Here is a 21,600-nt window from a genome sequence, read left to right as displayed (position 1 = left end):
CTCAGACCGTCCTCTCCAGCACCAGCAGCGAACGGTCCAGGACACTGACGGTCGCCGAGGCGCCCACCGGTGGCGGATCCGCCTCGTCCGGATCGGCGGTGTTGATCACGGGGAGCCATTTCTGCCCGTAGTCGTCGCCCGGCAGGACGAAGTCCAGCGACGCGTCGTGGGCGTTGAGGCAGAGCAGGAACGAGCTGTCGGTGTGCCGCTGCCCGAACTGCCCCCGTTCGTTGATCCCCTCGCCGTTGACGAACAGCATCATCGAGCGGCCGAAGTCGTTGCCCCAGTCCTCGCCGGTCATCTCCCGCCCGTCCGGGGTGAACCAGACCAGGTCGGGCAGCGGGCCCCCGGCGGTCCGGGTGTTCACCGGCAGCCCGGTGAAGAACCGGCGGCGGCGGAACACCTGGTGCTGACGACGGAACTCGGTGAGCCGGCGGACGAAGCCGAGCAGGTGTTCGTCGGCGCCCTCCCAGTCGATCCAGGCCAGCTCGCTGTCCTGGCAGTAGGCGTTGTTGTTGCCGCGCTGGGTGCGGCCCAGTTCGTCGCCATGGCCGATCATCGGCACGCCCTGGGAGAGCATCAGGGTGGCCAGCACGTTGCGCCGCTGCCGGGCCCGCAGCGCGAGCACCCGTTCGTCGTCGGTGGGCCCCTCCACCCCGCAGTTCCAGGACCGGTTGTGGCTCTCCCCGTCCCGGTTGTCCTCCCCGTTGGCCTCGTTGTGCTTGTCGTTGTAGGCGACCAGGTCGGCCAGGGTGAACCCGTCGTGGCAGGTGACGAAGTTGATGCTGTGGAACGGCCGCCGGCCGTCGTCCTGGTAGAGGTCGGCCGAGCCGGAGATCCGGGAGGCGAGTTCGGCCAGGGTGCCCGGCTCGCCGCGCCAGAAGTCCCGGACGGTGTCCCGGTACTTGCCGTTCCACTCGGTCCACACCGGCGGGAAGTTGCCCACCTGGTAGCCGCCGGGCCCCACGTCCCACGGCTCGGCGATCAGCTTGACCCGGCTCACCACCGGGTCCTGCTGCACCACCTCGAAGAACGTGGACAGCCGGTCGACCTCGTAGAACTCCCGGGCCAGAGTCGCCGCGAGGTCGAACCGGAAGCCGTCGACGTGCATCTCCTGCACCCAGTAGCGCAGTGAATCCATGATCAGTTGCAGCGAGTGCGGGCTACGCACGTTGAGGCTGTTGCCGGTGCCGGTGTAGTCGACGTAGTACTGCTGGTCCTGCTCGGACAGCCGGTAGTAGCTGCGGTTGTCCAGGCCCTTGAAGCTCAGCGTCGGCCCCAGGTGGTTGCCCTCGGCGGTGTGGTTGTAGACCACGTCGAGGATCACCTCGATGCCGGCGGCGTGCAGCGCCTTGACCATGCCGCGGAACTCCTGGGCCTGCTGGCCGAGCCGACCGGTCGACGAGTAGCCGTGGTACGGGGCGAAGAAGCCGATCGTATTGTAGCCCCAGTAGTTGCGCAGCCCCATGTCGACCAGGCGGTGGTCGTGGACGAACTGGTGCACCGGCATCAACTCCAGCGCGGTGATTCCCAGTTCGGTGAGATGTTTGATCATCACTGGGTGGGCGATGCCCGCGTACGTGCCGCGCAGTTCCTCCGGAATGCCCGGGTGCCGCTGCGTCATCCCCTTGACGTGCCCCTCGTAGATGACCGAGTGGTGGTACGGGGTCCGGGGCGGCTTGTCGTTGCCCCAGTCGAAGTACGGGTTGACCACCACGCCCTTGGGAACGAACGGGGCCGAGTCGGTCTCCGACATCCGGCGGTTGTCGTCGAAGTCGTAGCCGTACACCGCCGGGTCCCATTCGACGTCGCCGTCGACGGCCTTGGCGTACGGGTCGAGCAGCAGCTTGTTGGGGTTGCAGCGGAGCCCGTTGGCCGGGTCGTACGGCCCGTGCACCCGGTAGCCGTAGCGCTGACCCGGTTCCACCCCGGGGATGTAGGCGTGCCAGACGTACGCGTCGACCTCGTGCAGCCGGACCCGCCGTTCGGTGCCCAGCCCCCACTCGTCGAACAGGCACAACTCGACGCGTTCGGCCACCTCCGAGTAGATCGCGAAGTTGGTGCCCATGCCGTCGTACGTCGCACCGAGCGGGTACCGCTCGCCGGGCCACACCTGCATTACGTCCCCTGTCTCCCGCACCGGCCGCCGTGGGCCACCTGAGGGCCGGGTCGTACCGCACGTGGTTCCTGCCCCGGTAGGGGGCACGCCAACCGCGCCCGTCCATCCTCTCAGGCCCCCCGTCCCGTCTCATCTCAGGCGGAGGCAACGCCGTGGATCGGGGCGTGCGGGCTACGGGGTGCGACCGGGCACATGGCCGGAGGGCCACCCGGATAAAATGCCGGAAGGCCACCGCCGGATTCGGGGGTGGCCTTCCGGCCTTGTGTGGTCGACGGCCGCGACCGAACCTGCGGCCGGCCGGCGGGCGTCCGGCTCAGCGCTTGGCGACCGGCACGTACGGCCGCTCCGCCGAGCCGGTGTAGAGCTGGCGCGGCCGACCGATCTTGGTCTCCGGGTCGTCGATCATCTCGCGCCACTGGGCGATCCAGCCGGGGAGCCGGCCGAGCGCGAAGAGCACCGTGAACATCTTGGTCGGGAAGCCCATCGCCTTGTAGATGAGCCCGGTGTAGAAGTCCACGTTCGGGTAGAGCTTCCGGGACACGAAGAAGTCGTCCGCCAGCGCGATCTCCTCGAGCTGCATGGCCAGGTCGAGCAGCGGGTCCGGCTTGTCCATCCGGCCGAGCACGTCCTGGGCGGCCTTCTTCACGATGGCGGCACGCGGGTCGTAGTTCTTGTACACCCGGTGGCCGAAGCCCATCAGCTTGACGCCCGGCTCCTTGTCCTTGACCCGGCGGACGAACGCCTGCACGTCGCCGCCCTCGGCGTGGATGCGCTCGAGCATCTCCAGCACCGCCTGGTTGGCGCCGCCGTGCAGCGGGCCGAACAGCGCGTTCACGCCCGCGGACACCGAGGCGAACAGGTTGGCCTGGCTGGATCCGACCAGCCGCACGGTCGAGGTGGAGCAGTTCTGCTCGTGGTCGGCGTGCAGCACGAACAGCATGTCCAGCACCCGGGCGATCACCGGGTCGACCTCGTACTGCTCGGCCGGGACGCCGAAGGTCATCCGGAGGAAGTTCTCGACGTAGCCGAGCGAGTTGTCCGGATAGAGCATCGCCTGGCCGATGGCCTTCTTGTAGGCGTACGACGCGATGGTCGGCACCTTGGCCATCAGCCGCACCGTGGAGATCTCCACGTGCTCGCGGTCGAACGGGTCCAGGCTGTCCTGGTAGAAGGTGGAGATGGCGCTCACCGCGGAGGAGAGCACGGCCATCGGGTGCGCGTCGCGCGGGAAGCCGTCGAAGAACCGGCGCATCTCCTCGTGCAGCAGCGAGTGCCGGCGGATCCGCTCGGTGAACTCGGTGAGCTGATCGGCGGTCGGCAGCTCGCCGTAGACCAGGAGGTAGGAGACCTCCAGGAAGGACGAGTGCTCGGCGAGCTGCTCGATCGGGTAGCCGCGGTAACGGAGCACACCGGCATCACCGTCGATGTAGGTGATGGCCGACGAGCAGGCGGCGGTGTTCACGAAGCCCGGGTCGTAGGTGGTGTACCCGGTCTCCTTCAGCAGGCTGCCCACACCGATCCCGGACGGCCCTTCCACGGCCTCCTTGACCGGCATCGACAGCTGCCCACCGGAGTGGTCGAGCTTGACATCCGTCATGTGGTCCCTCGCTTGTGCCGGCAGATCGTCATTGAAATTGCCTCGTGTTCCAACCGTAGTGCGGTTGACCACCGGCGCGCCTGTCGTGGGGCAGGGGTGAGGGATGAGTCACCTGATTTCCCGGTTGCCGGGACAGCCGCCGTTTGCTAGGGACGCGACCGGCTGGCATGTCGCTGGGACCCGCGGGGCGGATGGCGTGGCGACTCCCGGTTGTCCGATTTCGTCAAGACGCCCGGTCGGGCGAGGTCCTACCGTCGAACCCATGGCACCTCGATTCGATCTCATTGGTCTGATCAGCTCCGACCTCGCGGCCTCGCTCGCCTTCTACCGCCGGCTCGGCCTGGACATCCCGGCCGGCGCGGAGAACGAACCGCACGTGGAGGTCGCCCTGCCCGGCGGGCTCCGCCTCGCCTGGGACCCGGTGGAAACCGTCCGCTCGTTCGACCCCGGCTGGGCACCCCCGGTGGGCAGCGCCCGGGTCAGTCTCGCGTTCGACTGCGGCACACCAGACGATGTCGACACGACGTACGCCGACCTCGTCGCGGCCGGACATCACGGTGAACTCGCCCCGTTCGACGCGGACTGGGGCCAGCGGTACGCGGTGGTGCGGGACCCGGACGGAAACGGCGTCGACCTGTTCGCCCGGAAATAGGAGCCGGCCTCGTCAGCTCCCGCCAGCCGAGACAGCCGGTGCCGCCGAGATAGCCGGGCCCTGCGCGGCAGCCGGGCCCTGCGCGGCAGCCGGGCCGTGCGCGGCAGCCGGGCGGGACCCGAGCAGTTCACCCAGCGGTACGCCGGCCAGCGCACGCACCTCCCGCGACAGGTGCGGCTGGTCGGCGTAGCCGGTCCGGACGGCCACCTCGGCGGCCGGCACCCCGGCCCGGGCCAGCGCCAACGCCCGGCCCAGCCGCAGGATGCGGTCGAGCGTCTTCGGGCCGTACCCGAACAGGTGCCGGCTAAGCCGATGCAACTGGCGTACCCCGAGGCCGAATTCGGCCGCCACGGCGGCCACCGGCAGGCCGGCGGACAGCGACCGGGTCACCGGGCCGGCCATCGGGTCCGGGCCCCCGGCGGCGCGCAACCGGGTGACCGCCACCCGCTGCAACATCTCCCCCGGCGCTCCCCCGGCCGCCCGGTCGGCCAGCTCCGCGACGAACCGTTCGGGCCACAGGTCGGCCAGCGGGACCCGCTGGTCCCGCAGCTCGTACGCGGGCACGCCGAGCACCGCCGGCCCGGTCCCGGGCGGCAGCCGCAGGCCGACGTACCGCTCCCCGGCCGGGCCGGTGGACAGGTGGACGGCGGTGTCCGGGCCGGCCACCAGCAGCCCGCTCACCGACGACCAGAGAAGATCAAGACAGCCGTCGGGCAGCACCCGGGCCGGGCCGGCTCCGGGCGGCCTGGCGCTCGACCACAGGACCGCGCCGGTCAGCTCGGGTCCGGCCGCCACCGGTCGTTCCCGGTACACGCGACCATTCTGCACCCGTGCGCGATGGCGCAGGTGTCGGGGCGTCGCGCGGTGCCGGCACGTCGAGCGGCAGCCGGACCCGGAACGTGGTCCGACCCGGCCGGCTGTCGACCGAGACGGAACCGCCGTGCGCCTCCACCACCGCAGCCACGATCGCCAGCCCCAGACCGGTGCCGCCGGCCGCCCGGGAGCGGGAGCCGTCACCCCGGGTGAACCGCTCGAAGATCGCCGGCCGGACGTCCTCGGGAACGCCCGGCCCGTCGTCCGAGACGGCCAGTTCGACGGAGTCCGCCGCGGGCACCAGCGCGGTGCTGACCGTGCTGCCCGGCGGGGTGTGCGTTCGGGCGTTCGCCAGCAGGTTCCCCACCACCTGGTGCAGCCGCTCCACGTCGCCGGGCACCCGGACGGTCTCCCCGGGCAGGTCGAGAAGCCAGGCATGGGCGGGGCCCGCCGCGTGCGCGTCGCTCACCGCGTCCACAAGCAACGCCGACAGGTCCACCGGCGCCCGGACCAGCGGGCGTCCCGAGTCGAGCCGGGCGAGCAGCAGCAGGTCGTCGACCAGACTGGTCATCCGCACGCTCTCCGCCTCCACCCGGCGTAGCGCGTGCGCCACATCGGCGGGCACGGGTTCCCGGGTCCGCCGGGCCAGCTCCGCGTACCCCCGGATGGCCGCCAGGGGCGTCCGCAACTCGTGGCTGGCGTCCGCGACGAACCGCCGTACCCGAAGCTCGCTGGCGTGCCGGGCGGCGAGCGCGGCGCCGACGTGCGCCAGCATGTTGTTGAACGCCGCGCCCACCTGGCCGACCTCGGTGCGCGGATCGGTGTCCGCCGCCGGGACCCGGACCGGCAGGGCCACCTCGCCGCGGTCCAACGGCAGTTCCGCGACCCGACCCGCGGTGGCCGCGAGGCGGCGCAGCGGCCGCAGCGAGCCGCGCACGATCAGGGCGCCCGCCGAACCGGCGACGATCAGCCCAGCCCCGGCCACCCCGGCCTGCGCCACCACCATCCACCAGATGGTCTCCTGGAGGTCGGTCAGCGGCAGCCCGGTGACAAGCACGTCGCCGGCGGGCAGCCGGTGCGCGACAAGCCGGTAGTCGCCCAGGCCCGGGACGGTAAGGGTGTACGGGGCGCCGTCCGCCGGCAGTTCCGCCAGGGGTCGCAGTTGCGCGGCGTCGAGCGTCCGCTCGGCCACCCCGTCCTCGGCGAGCGTTCGCCCGCGCACCTCGTCGGGGCCCCGCCAGACCGCGACGGCGCCGGGCTGCACCCCTGGCGGCACCCGGGGCGCGGAGCCGGCCCAGGTCGGTGGGTTGCCGGCCCAGTGCCGCGGGCCGTCCGGCGCCGTCTCGGCCCGCCGGGCGGCGCCGGCGAGCTGCTGGTCGAGCTGGTGCAGCAGGAACCACCGCAACGCCACGGTGGTGACGGCACCGATCGCCACGCATACCACGGCCAGCAGCGCGAGCACCGCTACCAGCAACCGGGTACGCAGCGAGCGGCCGGCCCACCAGCGCGGAACCGCGGCGACGCGGCGGGCCGACCAGCGGATCGCGGCGTCAGTCCGCGGCTTTGAGGACATAGCCCGCGCCGCGCAGCGTGTGGATCATCGGCGACCGGCCGGCGTCGATCTTCTTCCGCAGGTACGAGATGTAGAGTTCCACCACATTGGCCTGGCCCCCGAAGTCGTAGTTCCAGACCCGGTCGAGAATCTGCGTCTTGCTCAGCACCCGGCGCGGATTCCGCATCAGGTAGCGCAGCAACTCGAACTCGGTGGCGGTCAGGGTGATCTGGGTGCCGGCCCGGCGCACCTCGTGGCTGTCCTCGTCCAGGCTCAGGTCACCGACCGTCAGCACCGCCGATTCCCGACTCGTGACGGCGACACCGGTCCGGCGCATCAGCGCCCGCAACCGGGCGATCACCTCCTCCAGGCTGAACGGCTTGGTGACATAGTCGTCGCCGCCCGCCGTCAGCCCGGTGACCCGGTCCTCGACCGCGTCCCGGGCGGTCAGGAAGAGCACCGGCACCGTGGGGCGGTGCCCGCGCAGCCGGCGCAGCACCTCGAAGCCGTCCAGGTCCGGCAGCATCACGTCGAGCACCACCGCGTCGGGCCGGAACTGCCGGACCACGTGCACCGCCGCGCATCCGGTGCCGGCGCTTGTCACCTCCCACCCCTCGTACCGCAGTGCCATACAGAGCAGATCGGCCAGGTTCGCCTCGTCGTCGACCACCAGCACCCGGACCGGGCCGCCGTCGGGTCGGCGCAGCTCGACGCGCCCGCCCGTGGCTCGTCCGTTCATGACCATGCCCCCAGGGTGCTGAGCGATGCTGTGTCCCACCTCGGCCCTTTCTGTGGATCGGCTGTGTACCCAGGGGAACGCGACCGTTGACGCAGAGTCACGCACCTTGGCGTCGGCCGATGGGTTCGGTGCCGACCCGCCAACCTCCCGGCCGTTCCCTACCGGCGGCCGGGGGAACGACAGGCGCCGGTGGGCCAACCCGGTGGTAACTTCCCGGTACCACCGCTTCTCCCGGAGGACCCGTGAGCCGTTCCCTGTCCGGCACCGTCGTCCTGGTCACCGGCGCCGCCCGCGGCATCGGTGAACACACCGCCAGGCTGGCCGCCGCGCGAGGCGCCCGGGTGGCGCTGGTCGGGCTCGAACCGGAACGGCTCGCCACGATCCGCGCCGACCTGGATGGCGACCACGCCTGGTTTCCCGCCGACGTCACCGACCAGGCCAGCCTGGCCAGAGCGGTGCGCGGCACGCTGGACCGGTTCGGCCGGATCGACACGGTGGTGGCCAACGCCGGCGTGGCCAACCGGGGCACGCTGGCCACCGCTGACATCGAGGCGCTCGCCCGGACGGTCGAGGTCAACCTGACCGGGGTGATGCGGACCGCCAGTGCCACCGTCGAGGCGCTCATCGCCAGCCGTGGCTACCTGCTCATCGTCTCCTCCGCCGCCGCGTTCGCCGCGATGCCAGGCATGGCGGCGTACTGCGCCTCGAAGGCCGGGGTGGAACACTTCGGCACGGCCATCCGGCTGGAACTCGCCCACCACGGGGTCGCCGTCGGCACCGCCCACATGTCGTGGGTGGACACCGACCTGGTGCGCGACGCCAAGGAGGACCTGCCGTCGTTCCGCGCCGCCCTGGCCCGGCTGCCCCGGTCGTTCGGCGCGACGACCTCCGTCGAGACCTGCGCCGCCGCGTTCGTCCGGGCCATCGAGCGCCGGCAACGCCGGGTGTACGTGCCACGTGGGCTGGCTGGCGCGCAGGCCTTCCGGTCGCTGCTGGTCAGCCCGCTCAGCGACCGGCTGATCGGTCGGTCGGCGGGCACCACCGTCCCCGCCATGGAGGCGGAGGTACGCGCCCTGGGACGTGAGTTCGGTCGGCACACCGCCGGAGGCGGAGACACCGTGTTCTGATGTCGCTCGATGTCGTATTCGAACGTCGGGGGGTGGGCGAGCCCCTCGTACTGCTGCATGGCATCGGTCACCACTGGCGGGCGTGGTTGCCGGTGCTGGACCGGCTCGCCGCCGTACACGACGTGGTGGCGATCGACCTGCCGGGCTTCGGCGGCTCGCCGGTGCCGGCGAACGGGCTGCCCCGGGACATGCCGTCGGTGGTGGCCGGAGTGGCGGAGGTCTGTGCCGCGCTCGGGTTGGACCGCCCGCACGTGGCGGGAAACAGCCTCGGCGGCGCCATCGCGCTGGAGCTCGCGGCGGCCGGGCTGGCCGCGTCGGCCACCGCGATCTCTCCGGCCGGCTTCTGTACCCCGCGCGAGCTGCGCTGGGCGGTCCGGGTGCTGAGCCTGCACCGGGTGGCGGCCCGGCTGCCGGCTCCGGTGCTGCGTCGGGCGCTCGGCACCGCCGCGCTGCGCGGCCTGTCGTACGGGATGCTGCTGGCCCGGCCCGACCGGATCCCGATCGACGCGGCGCTGGCCGACGCGCGCGCGCTGGCCGGCGCCCGGGCGTTCCGGGCGGTGGCCCGAGCCGGCCGGGGGTACGCCTTCCGCGGCGTTCCCGTGGACGTGCCGCCGGTGCCGGTGACCGTGGCCTGGGGCAGTCGTGACCGGATCCTGCCGTACCGGCAGGCCGCGCGGGCCCGCGAGCGGCTGCCGGCGGCCCGCCATGTGGAGTTGACCGGGTGCGGTCACGTGCCCATGCACGACGATCCGGACCTGGTGGCGTCAGTCATCCTGGCCACCACCGGCAGCTCCGGAGGAACGTCCGGACGGTGAGCGGTCCCGCCCGGACCGGTTCCGGGATCGGGCTGGGGAGGGCCCGGCCAGGGGTTGGACCAGGCGGAACGGCTTCGCCTGGGGGTCGGAGCAGGCCGGGGGCGGGGCCCGGTCCGGGTTTCGGGGCCCGCCGGCCGGGTAGCCCACCCCAGCGACCTGGGGGGTAGGCATGTCGGAGCACGATGCCTGGCTGCACGAGGCCGAGGCGATCGCCGAAGGCGGCCATGTCCGGACCGATGACGGGGCGCTGTGCAACGCTCTCGCCTCGCCGCTGGCTCCGCACTGCAACGGGCTCACTCCCGAACAACTGCTGGCCGCGGCCTTCGCCTCCTGCCTGCATCACGCGGCGGTGGAGGCGGCCGCGCAGGTCACCGACGAGGCGCACACCGTGCAGGTACGCGCCCAGGCCCGGCTCGGCCGGGATCCCGACGGCCGGTACCACGCCGACGTGCACGCCAGCATCTCGTCGGTGGGCCTGACCCGTGACCAGCTCGCCGACCTGGTCGCCCATGCCGACCGGTTGTGGCCGTTCTCCAGCTCGGACGGTGGCCGGCACTCGCTCACCGTCGCCGCCGCCGACGGTCGGCAACGCTGACCCTGGCGACGTTGCTCCGGTTCCACCACCAGGGTCAGCGGCCGGATCCCGGCAGGACCTCCCGCAACCGCGGGTCACGGCAACGGCACAGCGCCCCATGCCGACCCGGCCCGGCGCGGCCTTCCGAACTGATCGACTCGATGTCGGCGAAATAGCGGGGTCATACCGACCGGGACACCCCTATTACGCCGACAACTAGTGGATCAAGCCGGGGCCCGTTCGCTCAGGCGAAGCCTGCGGTCACCGCGCGGTGGTCGCTCGCCGGGGTGCGCAGCACGCCCGCGCTGGCCGCCGTGAGCCCTCGATAGAGCACCTGGTCCGGACGCATCACCGGCAACTCGGCCGGCCAGGTGAACCCGGGGCCTCGGCCGGCGTCCGCCTGGGCGTCGCGCAGCATGCTGGTGAGTGGAACGATCACCCGGTCACTGGTCGAGGTGTTGAAGTCGCCAAGCACGATCAGCCGGCGGGCCGGTTCGGCACGTAGCCGCTCGGCGAGCCGGGCCACCGTCCGGTCCCGCAGCGCCGTGGCACCGGCGCGGGCCGAGCCCAGGTGTACGACGTACACCACCAACTCGCCGTCGGGGGTGTCGATCACCGCGCGCAGCGCCCGCGTCCAACTCAAGCCGGTGTCCACGCCCGAGGACTCGCTCACCGGGTAGCGGCTCCACAAGCCGACGGTGGAGATCGTGGTGGTGTGCGGGTGGCTGGCCCGCAGGGCGTCCTCGACCGCGGGACGGTCGCCGTCCGTCAACTCCTGCACGGCCACCAGGTCGGCGCCGGTCCCCGCGAGCCGGGCGACCGTGGCAGCCGGGTCCGGGTTACCGGCCATCAGGTTCTGGCTGACCACCCGCAGCCGCACCGGGCCGCCGTCGGCCGGCAGCCAGGCCGCCCCGACCAGAACGGTCCAGACGACGGCGGGCAGGGCGACCGCGGCGAGCCCCAGCCGTGACCGGCGCAGCAGCGCGGCGAAGGCCAGTGCGGGGACGGCCAGCCCCAGGTACGGCACTCCCGTGTCGACGAGGCTGCCGAGACCCCGCACGTTGGGGATCAGCCGATGGCCGGCGATCAGAGCGGCCAGCAGCACGGCGGTCAGGACGACCAGCCGACCTCGGGACCGGATCGACCGCGCCGCCACACCCCTCGTCGATCCGGCGGCCGGCGGCCCCCCGATCGCGTTCCTGCTTATGATCATCACCGCCGTTTCCGTAGATCCGATCGTGGATGGCCGTTACGCGACGGGACTCCTCGAACCTGGCCCGATCGGTCCGCAGACCGCCCGCCGCCCGACCCCGGTGGGGTGGGCCGAACGGACGAGCCGCCCGAATGGGGCGATCTGGCAGACGACCGATGGCGAAAAGTCACCTCGGCATCGCCATATCGGATCTTTCGCATATAGCGTTTACATCATTTTCATCGCGTTCGTCCTGCTTTATGCGATTTATTGGCCCTCCCGACCGCAGATTGTGCGGTATGCCACGCCCCGAGCTGCGGCAACTCCGCGATGACCTGCCTAGCCTCGGCGGGTGCACGGAAAGGACACAATCCCCCAAGACCTGCCCGACTCACCGGCGCGTACCCGCTCGATGGAGGCTGTATCCCCCGAACGTCGGATCCCTCGCCAGCGGCGGTTCGCTCCCCTGTTCGGCTCGACACCGGTGCGGATCGCCGTCGCCGCCTCGGTGACCTGTGGCCTGGGCTTCATCGCGGTACACGAGACACGCGCCGCGCTGGACACCCCTGACCCGCTCCCCGCCGCGGTGGTGGATCGGGCCGTCGCGGCCGAGCAGCAGCACGCCGGCCGCTCCGCCGAGCGGGCGCCGCTGCCCACCCCCACGGCCCCGGCCAGCCCCACGCCGAGCGCCAAGCCGAAGCCCACAGCGACCAAGCCGGCGAAACCGGCCCGGCCACGACCGGTGGCGGGACTCACCCAGGCGCAGATGGACAACGCCGCCACCATCGTGGCGGTCGGTCGCAAGCTCGGCGTCCCGCGGCAGGGCCTGGTCGTCGCGGTAGCCACCGCGATGCAGGAGAGCAACCTCTACAACCTGGCCAGCGACGTGCTGCCGGAGTCCCAGGACTACCCGAACCAGGGCTCCGGCGCCGACCACGATTCGGTCGGGTTGTTCCAGCAGCGGCCGAGCAGCGGCTGGGGCACCGTGGCCAACCTCATGCGACCCGCCTACGCGGCCCAGAAGTTCTACCAGGCGCTGCTCACGGTGGCCGGTTGGCAGTCGCTCAGCCTGAGCGGCGCCGCGCAGGCGGTGCAGGCGTCCGCCTTCCCGGACGCGTACGCCAAGCACGAGACACGGGCCCGCACGGTGGTCGACGCGCTGGTCTGAGTCACCGCGGGCGCGGTCCGCGGCGCCCACCCGATGCCCGCCGGTGTCCACCTCGGCCCTGGCCGGCCCGGACGTCCTCGACGGTCAACCCGCCTCGGCCACCCGGGTCGCCGGCACCGGCCCGCCCACCGGCTCCTCCGCCGGAATCCGGATGACCACGTTCCGGAGGATCTCGTCGGCCCGTTCCTCCCGCAGCCGCCGGGCGTACAGAGCGGCCTCGAAGTCCCGGCGAGCCTGCATCGCCTCCTCGTAGGCGCGGTCCCGCACCTGGCGAGCCTCCTCGTGCGCCGCGAGCAGGGCGTTGCGGGCCTGGGCCAGCAGGTCGGCGGCAGCCCGCTCCGCGGGCCCCGGTGACGTCCGGTGGACCGGCGGTGGCGCGCACCCGGCCGTCAGCAGGCCCCGCAACCGATAGATCTCGGCCTGGACGAGGCTCAACTCGGCGCGAACCGGATCGGCTGCCACCCGCTCCGCCGTGTGCGCGAGGCGGTCCCCCAGTTCGGCCAGTGACGAGGCGATTCGGTTCCGATCACGATCATGATCGACGGCGGAGAATTCCATCTGCGATGCCCCCCAGGCAGCCGGTTACCGTCTCCTCCGACATCCTGACCGGGCGCCCACGACGGCCGGGACCGTTCTGCGAAACTTGCTCGCTATTTGGCCGTTCGGCGGACCGGGACGGGCCGGTAGCCGCGAAGCGGTCACCACGGGCGGTCCGCACCCACGGCACCCACCGGCGCGTCCACCGGCCCGCCGATGATCAACGCTGGCGGGGCAGCACAACCACCCGACCGAAGAACTCGTCGATCCGCCGAACCACGTCGGTGAAGTCGTCGAGGCCGATCGGCTTGGTCACGTAGGCGTTCGCCTGGAGGCTGTAGCTGCTGAGGATGTCCGTGTCCGCGCTGGAGGTGGTGAGCACGACGATCGGGATCGTCCGCAGGTCGTCGTCCCCCTTGACCTGGCTGAGCACCTGGCGACCGTCCATCCGGGGCATGTTGAGGTCGAGCAGGATCATGTCCGGACGCTCGGCTCCCGGGTGCCGGCCCTCGCCGCGGAGGAACTCCATCGCCTCCTGACCGTCGCCCACCACGTCGATCTGCTTGTTGATCGCGGACTCTTCGAGTGCTTCCTCGATCATGAGGACGTCGCCGGGGTCGTCGTCGACCACCAGGATGCGGACCGGATTGGAAACACCTGCAGCCATCGCAACCTGCCTGCTTCTTCGGTTGGCCGCGGCCGACGACCGACCGCTGGCCGGCAATTTAACCGATCAGTGGTCCGGCAAAACCACGGGGTCGGCGATCTCCTCCGGCTGCTGATAGAGAAGGTCGGCGAGTCCGCTCACCCGCAACACCCGGTCCACCGTCCCACCGGCACCGGTCAGCCGCAGCCAGCCGCCCCGGGCGCGGGTCAGGTTGTCCCCCCGAACAAAGGCGGCCATCCCCGTCGAGTCGCAGAACTCCAGGTCGCTGAGGTCCACCAGCAGTCGCTGGGCCCCGGCCTGCACCACGTCCTCGATCACCGTGGTCAGCTCCGGCGCGGTGGCCATGTCCAACTCCCCGGTGAGCACGATCCGCGCGACCTCACCCGTCGGGGTGTGGGAGACGGAAAAGCTCATGGACTGATCCTTCGGTCAAGATTCGCACCGTCAACCGTTGCGGTGGCGCAAGCATACGCGCGTCCCGGGATACCGGCGCACCGGTGACCCGGGCGTTTCGGCGAAAGGGCGATGCGGTGGACCCGCCGACCGCCGCCGGTGGAACCCGTTCCGCCGGCGGCCCGGCCGACCGAGGCCGTCGGAACCTCGCGACGAAACGAGGATCAACTGGTCAACGCGGGTGCGGTCAGGGCAGCCTGACCAGCGCCGAGGAACCCGCGGGCCCGGGGAAAGTCGCGCAGTTCGTCGGCGAGATGGGCCAGCGTCCGGGCGACCGGTTCGCGCGGCACGCCACGGCTGGTCAGCACCTCGCCGAGCCAGTCGACGAACTCACCGAACAACGTCTGGTCGTCGACGTAGACGGCCGCGGCCAGGAAATCCACGATGTGCCCGAGATCCTCGACCGTCCGGTCGAGCTGCGGCCCGGAGTACTCCCGCGTCGCCGGAACGTGGTCCGTCAGGTCCGCGAGGGCGCTGTCGATCAGCTCGCCCCGGCGGCGGACCAGGCCGGCGTACTCGTCGTCGGCCAGGTGTGGCAACTCCACCTCGGACGCCTCGTCGAACAACGCCTCCCCGGTGAGCGCGGCGGCCGCGGACGTCGCGTCCGGCGCCCAGGCCACACCCAGGCGCGCCGCCCACCGGCCATCGGCGCCGAACCCCCGACCGCCGACGAGGATCGGTACGTCGGCCCGCCGGCACGCCTCGATCATGGCGTGCGCCTGGGGCAACCGCATGGGCAGCGCGCAGCCCAGCGCCACCGCGTGGGCGTCGTACCGGTGCAGGTACGAGACGAGATGCGCGGCGGGGACGCTGGCGCCCAGGAAGGTCACGTTCCAGCCCCGCAACCGCAGCACCTCGGCGACCAGCCGGACCGGCAGGGCGTGCCACTCCCCGTCCATGCACGCTACGACCACCCGACCGCGGTTGGGTCGCGGGCTGGCGTACGACGAGACGGCGGCCACCACCCGCTCGCTGATGTGGGTGGCGGCGTGTTCCTGGGCGACGCTCCACTCGTTGCGCTGCCACCACTGTCCGACCTGTGCCTGCGCCGGAGCGATCAGCTCCAGCAGCACCGCCTCGGCGGGCACCCCGGCGGCCAGCAGGCCGAGCGCGACGTCGGTGGCCCCGTACTCGTCGGCTTCGCCGAGACACCGGATCAGATCCGGATACGCCGCGGCGAGTGCGTCGGTGGAATCGCTCACGGAGCGTTCGTCTCCTGCCCGGCGAGGTCCGGGACGGCGTGTAGATGCCGCGCGCCGCCCGCCGGCGCGGCCCGGACCGCGAAGACGGCGATGTCGTCGTGGTCGCCGCCGCCCAGCCAGTCACAGGTCACCTGCTCGACCCGCTCGGCCAGCGCCGGCGCCGGCATCGTATGGCAACCGGTCAGGACGTGCGCAAGCCGGTCACTGCCGTACTGCTCGTCGCCGTGCCGGCCGCCGCGCGCCTCGGTCACCCCATCGCTGTAGAGCACGCAACTCTCCCCGGGGGCGAGCCGGACGGTCTCCTGCCCGATGTGCGGATCGGGCACCACCCCGATCAGCATGCCGCCCAGCTCGACGGTCTCGACCGAGCCGTCGGCCCGCAGCAGCAACGGGGGAAGGTGCCCACCGCCGGCCATGGTGAGGGTCAACCCGCCGTCCCGGTGCGGCGTCGCCATACCGAGCACGATCGTGGCGAACCGGCCCTGGCCGTTGGCCCGCGCGGTCTCCAGCACGGCGTCGTTGAGCAGGTACAGCAGGCGTCGGGGATCGGTCTCGACCCGGCGCAGCGCCTGCAACCCCTGCCGGAGCTGCCCGGTGAACACGGCCGCCTCGACTCCCTTGCCGGAGACGTCGCCGAGAAAGAACAACGAGCCACCGTCGGGCAACGGGTGGGTGCCGTAGAAGTCTCCACCGATGCGCAACGTGGCCTGCGACGGTCGGTACGCCGCCCCCCACTGCATCCCGGCCACCGGGGCTGGCGTGGCCGGCAACAGGCTACTCTGCAGCGTCTCGGCGATCTCGGCCTGCTCGCGGTAGAGCAGCGCCGCGGTGACAGCGGCGCCCGCCCGTGCCGCGAATCCGCGCAGCACGTCCACGTCGGCCGGCTCGAAGGGCCGGCTCACCGGCCGGGCCACGATCAGCGCGCCGGTGGGCGATCCGCTGCCGGGCAAAGGCACGATCCGGGCGGTGATGTCGTGTGGGCGTCCGGCCGGCAGCCAGCCGGCCTCGGCGAGTTGTTCGAGCAGCCAGTCCATCTCGTGCGGCTCGGTGCCGGCCAGCGCCGCCGCGACCACGGCCGGCAGTTCCCCGCCAGCCAGCCCGCCACCGTCGACGGCGGGGCGGTTCGGCCCGGGCTGGGCCCGCCACCACCGGTGCCGGCCACCCTGCGGGCTGAGCACCACGACCGCCACGTCGCCCAGCACCGGCACCGCCAGCCGGACGACCGCCCGTGCGGCCCGATCGATGTGCAGGGGATTGCCCAGCCGCTGGCTCGCGGTAGCGAGGAAGCCGGACCGGGAGCGCTCCGCGAGCAGCGCGTCGGCCCGGTGGACCGCGTCGGTGACGTCCTCGACGTACCAGGCCAGGTGCTCGGAGTCCAGGCGGAGCCGACGGGTCCGCAGTCGGCGGTCCCGGTGGGTGAACTCGGAGGGGTCGGCGGACCCGGCGGTCAGGCCGTCGATGCCGGCGGCGGTGAGCGGCCGGCCGACGACCAGGTCGGGCAACACACCGGCGGCGACCGCGCTGACGTACCGCACCACTCCGCCGGTGTCGCAGATGACCAGACCCTCGCGGAAGTGGTCGGCGGCGGCGGTCAGGTCGGGAGTAGGGGTGGCCGGCGCGGTGGGTCGGACGGGCGCCTTCGAGCTGGTCGGCACCCGCTGAGCGGCGGCTTCCGGCATCGAGCTCCTCCCGTCACCCGCGTCCCAGCCCCTGACGTCGGCGGAGTTCACCGGCTGAGCCCACTCCTTGTCGTCCTGCGCGTCCCCACGCCCCCATGCTGCCCTCGTCCGGGCGCCCCCGGCTGTCCACGTCCGAGCCAGCGTACGCCGATCCGCCGACATCGCCACCCGGCGCCGCCGGCCGCGCGCCCGATACCGACCGGGCACCGCGTCGGTGCCCGGTTCGCCGTCACACCATGCCACCCGCCGTGCCCGGTCGCCCCGCGGGCGGCATGGTGTGACGGGAGCCACCGGGTCGGCCCGTCGACGCCCGGAACGGGGTTGTTACGCTCTGCGCAACGGCTCGTGAACGTGGCGGGAGGAGGTGGTTGCCGTGCAGCGAGACGACGGCCCCGCCACTCCCCTGCGATTGACCGCGGACACCTCCGAGCCGACCTGTCCCGTCGTCCTGGTCGGCGGAGATCTGGATTTCCAGACGAGCGGCGGCCTCTGGGTCGAGCTGGAACGCCTCATCGAGACCGGGCCCGGGCGTCTGGTGATCGACACGACGGCGCTGCGGTTTGTGGACAGCACCGGGCTCTCCGTCATCGTCCGGGCCTGGCGGGCCTGCCAGGAGGCGGGCATCCTGCTGACGCTGCGAGGCGTCCCGGCGTTCCTGGAGAACATCCTGCGCATCACCGGGGTCGCCGAGTTGCTGGCGCGCCAACCGGCCCCACCCGACGGGTTGGACGCGAACCGCGTCCCCGCCGGATGATGGCGCACGCTGGTTTCCCGCACCCCGTCCACTGGGCACACTGAGACCATGCCCAGCGGACCGTTGCGCTTCGAGACCACCCGGCACGGCCGACAGTCGGTGACCATGCGGCTCGCCGGCGACCTCGACTTCGATACCGCCCCTGCGTTCGTCCGGGCCGCGAACCGGTTGCTGGCCGACGGCCACTGCCACCTCACGGTGGACCTGGCCGGAGTCGACATGTGCGACTCGTCCGGGCTCAGCGCGTTGATCGAGGTTCGCCGGTGCGCGGTGGCCAGCGGTGGAAGCATGTCACCGGTCAACGCCGGACCGGCGCTCGTCCGCCTCTTCGAGCGCACCGGCCTGGACCGGGTGTTCGCCCTCCCGGCGGCCGGTTCGGCCGTCGGGTAGGAGCCGACGTCGCCCGGATCAGCTCACCGTCACGTCGCGCTCACCGGCCGAGGGCGCTCCGCCGCCCCTATCGGGTCCACATCCGGCAGTGCGTCGCCGGGTTCGCCATCCCCGGGCGCGTGGAAGAGATAGCGGACGAACACCGCGTCGTCCTCGATGTCGTCGCCACCGGGCCACTGGCCCAGCACGTCGATCCCGATCACCTCGCGGCTGTCGTCCGCGCTGTCCTCCACCAGTGCCCAGATCGTCACCGGATAAGAACGGGTGACATCCGACGCGCCCCGCCACCGCGCGTACCAACCGGGCCGGGCGGGAACGATCTCGACGATCCGCTTCATGACGACCTACCTTCCGCCTGTGTCGGAAGCTTCCGGTCCAGCTCGATGATGCGGTGCGCCGGGATGAGCCATCCTCACCCCAGCCAGGTGATCCGAAGTCTCGTTTCGCCAGGTGTCCCGCGGGAATGCCGTTCCATGGGCAAGCAGATGGAGGGTGACAACCAACGGCGTCGGGCGCTGGCCAGGCGGGCCCGGCAGAGCGGCCGGCGGGCCAGCGAGGCGGATGCCACGCTCGGCGCCAGCAAACAACCCTCCCACCAACCGGACAAGCGGCGTTCCGGCCCCCGCCCGGCGGGCGCCCACAAGCCCGTCCCGGGGCGGCCGATGGAACCGTCGGCCGGCAGGCCCGCATCCCCCACGCCCGTCACCACCCGGCCGGCCCGACCGCCAGGATCCCGCGTGGAGACGATCGGCTACCGCACCCTGGTCGACGAGATCAGCCGACGAACCGGGGTGGAGTTCACCGACGCCCGATCGGTGGCGGAGGCCACGGTGGCCGTGTTGGCCCGGGCTCTCGCCGAGGGTGACCGGGAACGACTCCTCGACGCCCTACCGGCTGAATTGTCCGAGGACATCCGGATCGAGACGGTGGACCGACAGCGGGACGTGGCGGGCTTCGTCGCGGAGGTGGCCCGGCTCAGCCGCCGCACCACCGAGCGGGCCCGATACCAGGCGCAGGCGACCCTGACCGCCCTCGCCGACGCCCACGCTGGGCTGCTCGACTCGATCGACCTGCCGGTGGCCCTGCGCGAACTGGTCGGACCGCTGCCCACCGGCGGGGATCTGGTCGGTCCCTCCAGCGGCACCGCCGAGCTGGCCGCCGAGGACCTCGCCACCGCCCTGGCCCGGCTGCCGTACTGGTCGGTCGAGGACGGTGTGCTGTGCCGGACCATCGAGCTGCCGCCGGCGAACCTGGATCGGGTGCTCGACCGCCTGTCCCGGCTCAAGCCCGAGCTGGGCCGGGGCCCGAGCATCGGTCGTCCCACCCCGGACACCGCCGTGCTCACCGTGCGCACCGGCCGGGCCGAGGGCGTCACCGGCCTGGACGTCGACCTCGCGCACCGGGTGGACGACGCCGTCGAGGACGCGGGCGCCGGGCTGTCCTGACTGTCCCGTCGTCGGTCGCGGTCCGCCTCCGGCCGCCCAGTTGGCCGGCGAGTACGGGCCGGCGGGACCGGGTAGTCTCCGCCGGTGCCCCGACGCGGACTCCGGTCGGCCACCGTCGAGACGGTCCTGGCTCCCGACCCCCACCACCCCGCCGGCTGGACCCTGTTTGTCGACGGCGTCGAACAGTCCTATGTCGACCTCGACGACCCGCGGCGGCTGCGCTTCGACTACGTCCGACGGATGGCCTCGGTGCTGGACACCGCGGCACCGGTCGGCGTGCCCCTGCGCGCGCTGCATCTCGGCGGCGGCGCGCTGACCCTGCCACGCTACCTGGCGGCCACCCGTCCCGGCTCCGCGCAGCGGGTGGTGGACCGGGACGCCTCTCTCATGGATCTGGTCCGACGCGAACTGCCCCCGCCGCCAGGCGTGACGGTCGAGGTGGCGGACGCGCGGGAGGCGGTGGCCGCCGAACCGTCCGGCCGGTACGACCTGGTGCTGGTCGACGTGTACGAGGGCGCCCGGATGCCGGGCCACCTGACCACCGCCGAGTTCGCCGCCGAGGCGGCCCGGGCACTACGCCCGGACGGGCTCTATGCCGTGAACCTGACCGATCTGCCGCCCCTGGTCTTCTCCCGTGCCCAGGTGGCGACCCTGCGGTCGGTTTTCGCCGAGGTGTGCCTGATCGCGGCCGGCGGCATGCTGGGCGGCCGGCGGTACGGCAACGTCGTGCTGGCGGCGGCACGACGCCCGGGTCGGCTGCCGATCGCCCGGCTGGCGACGCGCGCGGCGCGGGATCCGGCCCCCGGTCGGGTGCTCGCCGGGGCCGCCCTGTCCGGGTTCGCGGCCGGGGCCCGCCCGGTGCACGACCCGACTTGACCCGGCCGACCCTGGCCCGGCCGCACCACCCCGGGTAGACCCGACCCGGTCCCGCCCAGCGGTTTCCGGTTCCGCCGGCCGGGTAGCCGGGCCGGGTGGACGGCCCCGGACCGGTGACCGGTGACGACCGGGCGACGGCCCGGCGCGTCATGATCGTCATTGGTCTGCTGCTCGCCACGGCGTTGACTCTCGCGCTGATCTGGGTGACCCGCCGGGTGCTGAGCTGGATCCTGGTGGCGGTGTTCTTCGCGGTGGCGGTGCATCCCGCCGTGAACTGGACCGAGCGACGCCTCGTCCGGTGGCGTTGGCTGGCCACCCTGCTCGTCTTCCTGGCCGTCTTCGTGCTGCTGGCCGCGCTGGCCGCGCTGGTCATCGCGCCGCTGGCCGGTGAGGCCAGCCAACTCAGCGAGCGGCTGCCACACCTGGCCCGCGAGGCGCGCGCCGGGCAGGGACCGATCGGCGGCCTGCTGGAGCGGCTGCACCTGCGGCAGTTCATCGACTCGCACGCCGAGCAGTTCCGCCAGTACGGTCAGCGGCTCCAGCAGTCGTCGCTGGGTGCCATCAAGGCGGCGATCACCACGCTGGCCGGCCTGATCACCATCGCGGTGCTGGCGTACCTCATGGTGTTGCAGGCGCCGCGGATCGTCAGCGGCGTCCTCTCCTTCGTCCCCGACCGGCAGGTGCCTCGGGTGCGCCGGATCGGTCACCAGTCCGCCCGGACCATCACCGGTTACATCAGCGGGAACCTCCTGATCAGCGTGATCTGCGGCGGGTTGACCTTCGCGGTGATGGCGGTGCTGGGTGTCCCGTACGCCGGGTTGCTGGCCGTGCTGGTCGCCGTCGCGGACCTGATCCCCCTGGTCGGCGCCACCATCGGCGCGGTCATCGCGGCCGGCGCGAGCTTCCTGCACTCCCCCGTCGCCGGCATCGTGGTGCTTGTCTTCTTCGTGGTCTACCAGCAGGTGGAGAACCACGTCCTGCAACCACTTATCTATTCCCGGATCGTCCGGCTCAGCCCGTTGACGGTGCTGATCAGTGTGCTGATCGCCGCCGACCTGGCCGGCATCGTGGGAGCGTTGCTGGCGATCCCCGCGGCGTCGATCATCGGCATTCTGGTTCGCGAGGCGCGCGGCCGGGCCGTGACCTGACGGGCCGGCGCGGGCCGAGGCGGACCGGCGCGGGCCGAGGCGGACCGGCGCGGGCCGAGGCGGACCGGCGCGGGCCGAGGCGGACCGGCGCGGGCCGAGGC

Annotated in this window: 20 protein-coding genes and 2 pseudogenes; 10 read left to right on the top strand and 12 right to left on the bottom strand. The window is 72.4% G+C overall.

What is annotated here, in order from left to right:
* Position 1: 1 nt before the first annotated feature.
* Positions 2 to 2,119 (bottom strand): glycogen debranching protein GlgX, encoded by a 2,118-nt coding sequence (gene glgX, locus ACFQUZ_RS26590; protein ID WP_377446917.1) that lies wholly within the window; start codon positions 2,117 to 2,119, stop codon positions 2 to 4.
* A gap of 313 nt (positions 2,120 to 2,432) precedes the next feature.
* The gene (locus ACFQUZ_RS26585) at positions 2,433 to 3,716 is read right to left on the bottom strand and encodes a citrate synthase (RefSeq protein ID WP_377446914.1); all 1,284 of its coding nucleotides are present in this window, start codon (positions 3,714 to 3,716) and stop codon (positions 2,433 to 2,435) included.
* Between the two features lie 262 nt (positions 3,717 to 3,978).
* Between ACFQUZ_RS26585 and ACFQUZ_RS26580 the strand changes: the two genes are divergently transcribed.
* Positions 3,979 to 4,368, top strand: coding sequence for a VOC family protein (locus ACFQUZ_RS26580; RefSeq protein WP_377446911.1), 390 nt, complete (start codon positions 3,979 to 3,981; stop codon positions 4,366 to 4,368).
* A 120-nt stretch (positions 4,369 to 4,488) separates the two neighbouring features.
* Here the strand turns inward: ACFQUZ_RS26580 and ACFQUZ_RS26575 are convergent.
* From ACFQUZ_RS26575 to ACFQUZ_RS26565, 3 genes and pseudogenes are all read right to left on the bottom strand, one after another.
* A pseudogene (locus tag ACFQUZ_RS26575) lies at positions 4,489 to 5,181 on the bottom strand (helix-turn-helix domain-containing protein); the annotation flags it as partial.
* Between the two features lie 67 nt (positions 5,182 to 5,248).
* Positions 5,249 to 6,754 (bottom strand): annotated as a pseudogene (locus tag ACFQUZ_RS26570) (sensor histidine kinase); the annotation flags it as partial.
* On the bottom strand, positions 6,732 to 7,478 hold the full coding sequence (locus ACFQUZ_RS26565) for a response regulator transcription factor (RefSeq protein WP_377446908.1): 747 nt from the start codon (positions 7,476 to 7,478) through the stop codon (positions 6,732 to 6,734). The pseudogene ACFQUZ_RS26570 and the gene ACFQUZ_RS26565, both read right to left, overlap by 23 nt.
* Before the next feature lie 236 nt (positions 7,479 to 7,714).
* Between ACFQUZ_RS26565 and ACFQUZ_RS26560 the strand changes: the two genes are divergently transcribed.
* The 3 genes from ACFQUZ_RS26560 to ACFQUZ_RS26550 all read left to right on the top strand — a co-directional run bounded on the left by ACFQUZ_RS26560 (position 7,715) and on the right by ACFQUZ_RS26550 (position 10,009).
* Positions 7,715 to 8,599 (top strand): SDR family oxidoreductase, encoded by an 885-nt coding sequence (locus ACFQUZ_RS26560; RefSeq protein ID WP_377446906.1) that lies wholly within the window; start codon positions 7,715 to 7,717, stop codon positions 8,597 to 8,599.
* Entirely contained in the window at positions 8,599 to 9,414 is an 816-nt protein-coding gene (locus ACFQUZ_RS26555; protein WP_377446903.1) for an alpha/beta fold hydrolase, read from the top strand. Before ACFQUZ_RS26560 ends, ACFQUZ_RS26555 begins: the two co-directional genes overlap by 1 nt.
* A 169-nt stretch (positions 9,415 to 9,583) precedes the next feature.
* Positions 9,584 to 10,009, top strand: coding sequence for an OsmC family protein (locus tag ACFQUZ_RS26550; RefSeq protein ID WP_377446900.1), 426 nt, complete (start codon positions 9,584 to 9,586; stop codon positions 10,007 to 10,009).
* Positions 10,010 to 10,232: 223 nt separating this feature from the next.
* Here the strand turns inward: ACFQUZ_RS26550 and ACFQUZ_RS26545 are convergent, their stop codons facing one another.
* Positions 10,233 to 11,144, bottom strand: coding sequence for an endonuclease/exonuclease/phosphatase family protein (locus tag ACFQUZ_RS26545; protein ID WP_377446897.1), 912 nt, complete (start codon positions 11,142 to 11,144; stop codon positions 10,233 to 10,235).
* A 388-nt stretch (positions 11,145 to 11,532) separates the two neighbouring features.
* Here ACFQUZ_RS26545 and ACFQUZ_RS26540 point away from each other — a divergent pair, with 388 nt between their 5' ends.
* Entirely contained in the window at positions 11,533 to 12,348 is an 816-nt protein-coding gene (locus ACFQUZ_RS26540) for a hypothetical protein (protein ID WP_377446894.1), read from the top strand.
* 84 nt (positions 12,349 to 12,432) lie between these two features.
* Here ACFQUZ_RS26540 and ACFQUZ_RS26535 read toward each other — a convergent pair whose 3' ends face one another.
* From ACFQUZ_RS26535 to ACFQUZ_RS26515, 5 genes are all read right to left on the bottom strand, one after another.
* Entirely contained in the window at positions 12,433 to 12,906 is a 474-nt protein-coding gene (locus tag ACFQUZ_RS26535) for an ATPase (protein ID WP_377446892.1), read from the bottom strand.
* 199 nt (positions 12,907 to 13,105) lie between these two features.
* Complete coding sequence (locus ACFQUZ_RS26530; protein ID WP_377446889.1) at positions 13,106 to 13,552, bottom strand: response regulator; 447 nt, start codon at positions 13,550 to 13,552, stop codon at positions 13,106 to 13,108.
* Between the two features lie 66 nt (positions 13,553 to 13,618).
* The gene (locus tag ACFQUZ_RS26525) at positions 13,619 to 13,966 is read right to left on the bottom strand and encodes an STAS domain-containing protein (RefSeq protein WP_377446887.1); all 348 of its coding nucleotides are present in this window, start codon (positions 13,964 to 13,966) and stop codon (positions 13,619 to 13,621) included.
* Between the two features lie 203 nt (positions 13,967 to 14,169).
* A complete protein-coding gene (locus ACFQUZ_RS26520; RefSeq protein WP_377446884.1) occupies positions 14,170 to 15,207 on the bottom strand; it encodes a B12-binding domain-containing protein in 1,038 nt (345 codons plus the stop codon).
* Positions 15,204 to 16,886: a PP2C family protein-serine/threonine phosphatase gene (locus ACFQUZ_RS26515; protein ID WP_377446881.1), complete on the bottom strand. Its 1,683-nt coding sequence runs from the start codon at positions 16,884 to 16,886 to the stop codon at positions 15,204 to 15,206. The genes ACFQUZ_RS26520 and ACFQUZ_RS26515 overlap by 4 nt, the downstream gene beginning before the upstream one ends.
* Positions 16,887 to 17,259: 373 nt before the next feature.
* On the opposite strand from ACFQUZ_RS26515, the gene ACFQUZ_RS26510 reads away from it, so the two are divergent.
* Positions 17,260 to 17,640: an STAS domain-containing protein gene (locus ACFQUZ_RS26510; RefSeq protein WP_377446878.1), complete on the top strand. Its 381-nt coding sequence runs from the start codon at positions 17,260 to 17,262 to the stop codon at positions 17,638 to 17,640.
* Between the two features lie 48 nt (positions 17,641 to 17,688).
* Positions 17,689 to 18,030 carry an STAS domain-containing protein gene (locus tag ACFQUZ_RS26505; RefSeq protein WP_377446875.1) on the top strand — a complete coding sequence of 114 codons (342 nt, stop codon included), beginning with the start codon at positions 17,689 to 17,691 and terminating at the stop codon, positions 18,028 to 18,030.
* 29 nt (positions 18,031 to 18,059) lie between these two features.
* Here the strand turns inward: ACFQUZ_RS26505 and ACFQUZ_RS26500 are convergent, their stop codons facing one another.
* The gene (locus tag ACFQUZ_RS26500; RefSeq protein ID WP_377446873.1) at positions 18,060 to 18,368 is read right to left on the bottom strand and encodes a hypothetical protein; all 309 of its coding nucleotides are present in this window, start codon (positions 18,366 to 18,368) and stop codon (positions 18,060 to 18,062) included.
* A 135-nt stretch (positions 18,369 to 18,503) separates the two neighbouring features.
* Between ACFQUZ_RS26500 and ACFQUZ_RS26495 the strand changes: the two genes are divergently transcribed.
* From ACFQUZ_RS26495 to ACFQUZ_RS26485, 3 genes are all read left to right on the top strand, one after another.
* Positions 18,504 to 19,475, top strand: coding sequence for a DUF2267 domain-containing protein (locus ACFQUZ_RS26495; protein ID WP_377446871.1), 972 nt, complete (start codon positions 18,504 to 18,506; stop codon positions 19,473 to 19,475).
* 84 nt (positions 19,476 to 19,559) lie between these two features.
* Positions 19,560 to 20,351 carry a spermidine synthase gene (locus ACFQUZ_RS26490; protein ID WP_377446869.1) on the top strand — a complete coding sequence of 264 codons (792 nt, stop codon included), beginning with the start codon at positions 19,560 to 19,562 and terminating at the stop codon, positions 20,349 to 20,351.
* Between the two features lie 95 nt (positions 20,352 to 20,446).
* Positions 20,447 to 21,499: an AI-2E family transporter gene (locus ACFQUZ_RS26485; RefSeq protein WP_377446866.1), complete on the top strand. Its 1,053-nt coding sequence runs from the start codon at positions 20,447 to 20,449 to the stop codon at positions 21,497 to 21,499.
* Positions 21,500 to 21,600: the final 101 nt, after the last annotated feature.

Source organism: Plantactinospora sp. GCM10030261 (genome assembly GCF_042666615.1).
Classification (GTDB): Bacteria; Actinomycetota; Actinomycetes; order Mycobacteriales; family Micromonosporaceae; genus KBS50.
The sequence above is the reverse complement of the archived record's forward strand: the minus strand, read 5'-3'. Positions and strand labels throughout refer to the sequence as shown.